The organism is Fulvivirga aurantia (genome assembly GCF_009711475.1).
Taxonomy (GTDB): domain Bacteria; phylum Bacteroidota; class Bacteroidia; order Cytophagales; family Cyclobacteriaceae; genus Fulvivirga; species Fulvivirga aurantia.
Map to the genome: position 1 here is coordinate 1 of NZ_SMMD01000705.1, position 6016 is coordinate 6016.

Below are 6016 nucleotides of genomic sequence, written 5' to 3' on the forward strand. Positions count from 1 at the left end.
ACCTATGACTATTTCCTCAATAGTCGTCTAATGCTCTCTCCGTGAGTGTCACTCAACGAGTAAAGTGTGCCATTCACCTAAAACATTAAACTGAGGAGTTACATCTATCTAAGTTTGGATATGAGTAGCTGTGGGGTATGTAAAGAGGGGAAATCAATTATATTTTATTTAAAAAACTGTCAATTGATGGAAAAAGACTTTACCAAAGTACTGACCAGGTTAGCCATTCGCTCAATTTTATGCATCTTTTTATTTTCCATTAGTTCCCTATTTAGTGCCCATGCAGAAGGTACTAAAGAGTTACAACCGCAGGGAGAAAATGCCAATGGATCTCTATGTGCGCTCAACCTGGATGGTAATAGCAACTGGGGGACATATAGCGCCAGCGCTGATGAACGTATCTTTATTTCTATTAAATCACCGGGAGAAAGAATATATTTCGGGTTTGGTATCATCTATGAAGGTATAGATAATCCAAATTTCCCTATTCAAATTACCCGTAATTTTAGGATTAGGAGAGCATCAGACAATGCAATAGTTTATTCAGGAACAACACCTACATCAGGGTCTGGGTTTATCAATGATTATAGCGAAGCAGTAGCTGGTCCATCAACATTAGTAGGTGGCAGCGGATATAATCCTTTATCTTTTTCACCAGGTCAGGTAGGTGATTATTATATTGAATTTCAAAATTACAGCACATCTTATACTATCAAGTACTTTGATGTAACAGTAGCAGATGGAATAAACATACAAACAGGTAGATTATGGTCTAAGCTATGGGAGCTGACCATGATGGAGTTCGGTGCTGGTGGTGCGAGCCCAAATGGTAGAGCAGAGACTAAATTCTATGCATACACTGCTGATAGCGTAGTAACTACGCTTGATCTAAATGGGATGAGACCATATCTCTTTACCGTTTTGTGTAATAAGTCTGGTGTAACTGCTGTTGGCAACTTTGAAGAATCTAGAAAATCTGTCAATTTCAGGTCCGTTTTTGCAGAATATCCCTTATTCTTAAATAATCCGGATGAAGATCTTTTTCCATCAGGAGAGCCAGCTTTTCTTACTTCTCAACCTAGAATTGTAGGTTGTCCGTCACAGCAATTTGATGTCGTTTTTTCAACGAATAAAATAGCTTACGCTGAAATACTTATTGATCTCGATGGTAATCCTGGTCCAAATTATGGAACACAGGATGTGATCATTGTCGATTATCTGGTACCGGGAAAAAATATTATCCCATGGGATGGTAATGATGGCTTTGGCGTACCAGTACCTGAAGGAACAACTTTTTCCGCTCGGGTAAGTATTATTTCCGGGCTTACTAACTTTCCGATTTACGATGCAGAGTATAATGAGGCTGGTTTTATAGTAGGTCTTGAAAGACCCGCAGGTACAGAACCACTTATTTATTGGGATGATAGTAATATTGGAGAGGCAACTCCTCCTGATGATGTAAACCTTGATGGTCGGCCATCTCCAAATCACGGTTGGACAAATACTAATTACGGAAACCTAAATACCATTAACTCATGGTGGTTTACTTACTCTCTTCAAAAATCTTTTACATACGAGGTGGTTGCCAATTGTACACCAAATCCTACAGATGATAATTATACAACCGATGAAGACGTTGCTTTCTCTGGTAATTTAACCACCAACGATAACGATCCCGATGCAGGTGATGTAATTACAGTAAGCACAACTCCACTATCTGGCCCAAAAAATGGTTCCGTGGTGATTAGTCCTGACGGAACGTTCACTTACACACCGAAAGCAGAGTTTAGTGGTTCAGATTCATTTACCTATGAAGTTTGTGATGATGGTGATCCTACTTTATGTGATAACGCCACAGTTTCATTTACTGTAAATCCTATAAACGATGGGCCAGTAGCCCTAAAAGATAGTGACAATACGAGTATCAATACCGCCACCTCCGGTAACGTTCTGTCAAATGATTATGATAAAGAGGGTAGCCCACTTACAGTAAATACCAGTCCCGTTACTCCACCATCAAATGGAGTTTTAATATTAAATGCAAATGGAACTTACACTTACACGCCAAACAATGGTTTTACAGGCATAGATACCTTTGAGTATCAGGTTTGTGATGATGGTGCACCAAATGCCTCGGTGGCGTGTAGCGTAGCTACGGTTACCATTACGGTTGGTAGTGGTAACAAAGCACCTGTTGCAAATAACGACACCGGAACTACCAATGAAAATACTACGCTTTCTGCCAATGTTATAACTAATGATTCAGATCCTGAAGGAGATAATCTTACTGTAAGTACGACTCCTGTGAGCGGGCCAGGCAATGGTACATTAGTCTTAAATGCAGATGGCTCATATGACTATACGCCTAGTACAGGCTTTTTCGGAACGGATGTATTTTCTTACCAGGTGTGTGATGATGGTACTCCAAGTCAGTGTAGCGAAGCGACTGTAACTATAACGGTTAATGAAGTAGATCTTGCACCAGTTGCTGTTGATGATAGTTTTACTGGTCCTATTGATACAGCAATTAGTGGCAATTTGTTTGAGAATGATAGCGAGCTTGATGGTCAGTCACTTACCTTAAATACCGCTTATGCATCAGGATTAACAGGAGTCGGTACGCTCTATTTATATGATAATGGTACTTTTCTATATGAACCGGGAACAGGCGAAACCGGTATAGTTACTTTCGACTATCAGGTATGCGACCCTGGAAATAACTGTAGTGTAGCTACGGTTACGATGAATATCGGAGCCGCTAACAACCCTCCCGTGGCACAGGATGATAATCCGATTGTAAATGAAGATGCAACCCTCAACGGAGTTGTATATAACAACGATTCAGAGCCAGATGGTGAGAACCTGAGCTTTTCTTTAGTGGGAGCACCGCCAGCAGGAACAGCCTTCACATTTAACCCTGATGGTACTTACAGTTATACGCCAACTGCCAATTTTAATGGTACGGTAAGTTTTACTTATCAGGCCTGTGACGATAATGTATCTTCACTATGTGACAATGCAGTAGTAACTATTACGGTTTCCCCAGTAAATGATGCTCCTGTGGCATCTGCAGACCCAACAGAAACAGTAGATGAAGATAATACCTTAAATAGTACACTCACAGATCTTGTGACCGATATAGATGATACTCCGGCTAACTTAACGTATAGCTTATCCAACGGAAGCACAGCAGCGGCAAACGGTACTTTGGTAATAAATACCGATGGTACTTACAGTTATACACCAAATACGAATTTCAATGGTTCAGTAAATTTTGAGTATCAGGTATGTGATGATGGGTCACCAGCACTTTGTGATACAGAATTTGTCACCATTCAGGTAAATGCAATCAATGACGGACCTGTGGCTGTAGATGACACACAATCTGTTCTTCAGGATGTAAATGCTACAGGTAATGTAATCAGCAATGATTCAGATCCGGAAGGAAATGCGCTTACAGTTTCTAGTCCGGGTACTTTCAACTTTCCTGGAGAAGGAACACTTACGATAGCCGCTAACGGAGCGTATACTTTTGATCCCGAGCCAGCCTTCCTGGGCACTTTTACCTATACATATACAGTGTGTGATACAGAACCACTTTGTGCCAACGCTGATCTAACCGTTAATGTCAATGCTACCGGTAATCCGATTGCCGTTGATGATGTGACGGACGCCAATCAAGATCAAACAGTATCTGGTAATGTTTTAGCTAATGATTCAGATCCGGAGGGTGATGTCCTAAATGTAGATAACCCTGGTACCTATAACACTCCAGAAGGGACTCTTACAATAACTGCTTTAGGTGGCTACACCTTTAATCCGGTAGCCACATTTGTCGGTACATTCACCTTCACATATACAGTATGTGATAACCTTATTTTGCCAGCCAATTGCTCAGACGCAGATATCATCATTAATTACCAGGCTGCACCTATTGCAGTTGATGACAATGCCTCTACCAACCAGGGAACCCCAATAAGTGGAAATGTAATAACAAATGATTCTGATCCTGAAGGGGATTTGCCTTTAACCATTCAATCTCCAGGGACATATTTCACTACAGATGGTACAATTACAATTTATGCAAACGGAGGTTATACGTATGAACCAGATGCTCCAAATACTTCTGGAGACTCTTACGTGTATACTGTTTGCGATAGCAAAGGTGCATGTTCCAATGCTACATTAAACATAAATATAAATGCTGTACCTAATGCCGGAAACGATAGTGAAACGGTATTAGAAGACGGTTCTATTACCGCAGCTGATGTAACTGCAAACGATTCAGATCCTGATGATGTTGCTGCTAATCTCACTTACAGTCTTTTCGATGGTGGTAGCGCAGCAGCTAATGGTACGCTCACATTTAATGAAACCACAGGTACTTTTGATTATGTGCCCGATGCTAATTTCTTCGGTACCGTGACCTTTCAATATCAGCTGTGTGATGATGAGTCACCAGCCCCCGGTTGTGATATCGCTACGGTTACGATTACCGTAGATCCTGTAAATGATGCTCCTACGGCCAGTGATCTTTTCGAGACGGGTACTGAAAATGTAACCTTTAATGGAGATGTCGCCAATGGAGCTTCTGATGTCGATGACGTAGCTGGAGACCTCAGCTATTCAGTGGTTGGTGGTACGGCACCTAACCCAGGTACAGAAGGTACACTTTCAATGAATGCTGACGGAACCTATTCGTTTATTCCTGTTGGTGGCTTCACGGGTACTGTTAACTTTGATTATCAGGTGTGTGATGACGAAACACCAACCAATGCTTGCGCAATAGCCACTGTCACCTTAACAATCAATCCTGGTGGAGGGAACGCTGCACCGGTGGCAGGCCAAGACTTCTTTAATGTAGACGAGGACGGCTTCCTCTCTGCAGACGTTTCCACAAATGATGGCGATCCTGATGACCTGGCTTCAGCACTGTCTTACACACTATTGGATGGTGCTACCGCTGCTACTAATGGAACACTTAACCTATTGGCAGATGGGTCTTTTACTTATACACCTAATCCAAATTTTAATGGAGATGTAACATTTGTTTATCAGGTATGTGATGATGAAACACCAACTGCTGCATGTGACAATGCCACGGTAACAATCACAGTCAATAACATTAATGACTTGCCCGCTACTAATAATGACTCAAACAGCATAAATGAGGACGTATTTAGCATTACAGATGCTGATGGGAGTGGTAAATTATTAAGTAATGATACAGACGCAGATGGTGATGGGTTGACGGTTGTGTCAGTCGATGCAAATTCTTCAGGTACCGTTTTTGGAAACTATGGTACCCTGTTTTGGTCAGCTGATGGCTCTTACACCTACGAGTTAGATAATTCTAATGCGACTGTTCAGGCATTAGGTGTTGGCCAAACACTTACTGAAACATTTACCTATGTTGCCAGTGATGGCAATGGTGGTAATGTACCTGCCGATCTGGCAATTACCATAAATGGTGTAAACGACACTCCTGTAGCCAACGATGCCACGGTTTCTTTAGATGAGAATTCGGCAAATGGAACAACTGTCCATACGGTAGTGGCAACTGATAATGACAACGACATTGTCGACTATGCAATTATAGCAGGAAATACTGGAGGAGCCTTTACAATAAACAATACGACAGGCGAAATTACAGTAGCTAATTCTACGGCTTTAGATTTTGAATCAAATCCGACTTTCACACTTACTGTAGAAGTAACAGATAATGATGGGTTAACAGACACGGCTACTATCACAATCAATCTTAACGATCTTGATGAAGTTGTGCCAACTGTGGATATTCAAGGAGCTCCTGCTATTGTAAATAATACCGCAGCTTATAATGTGACTTTTGAATTTAGTGAAGACGTAACGGGATTTACAATTGGAGACATCGTTGTAGGTAATGGTTCAGCTTCAAACTTTGTAGCAGTTGACGGCAATACCTATACGGCTGATATTACACCAAGTGGTACGGGTAATATTACTATTGATGTACCTGCAAATGTAGCTCAGGATG

At 41.3% G+C, this 6016-nt stretch carries 1 protein-coding gene; it reads left to right on the plus strand.

Translation table 11 applies throughout. From position 1 onward, the window contains the following. Positions 1-186: 186 nt before the first annotated feature. A partial coding sequence (locus E1176_RS07755; RefSeq protein ID WP_185152694.1) for an Ig-like domain-containing protein occupies positions 187-6016 on the plus strand: 5830 nt, incomplete at its 3' end.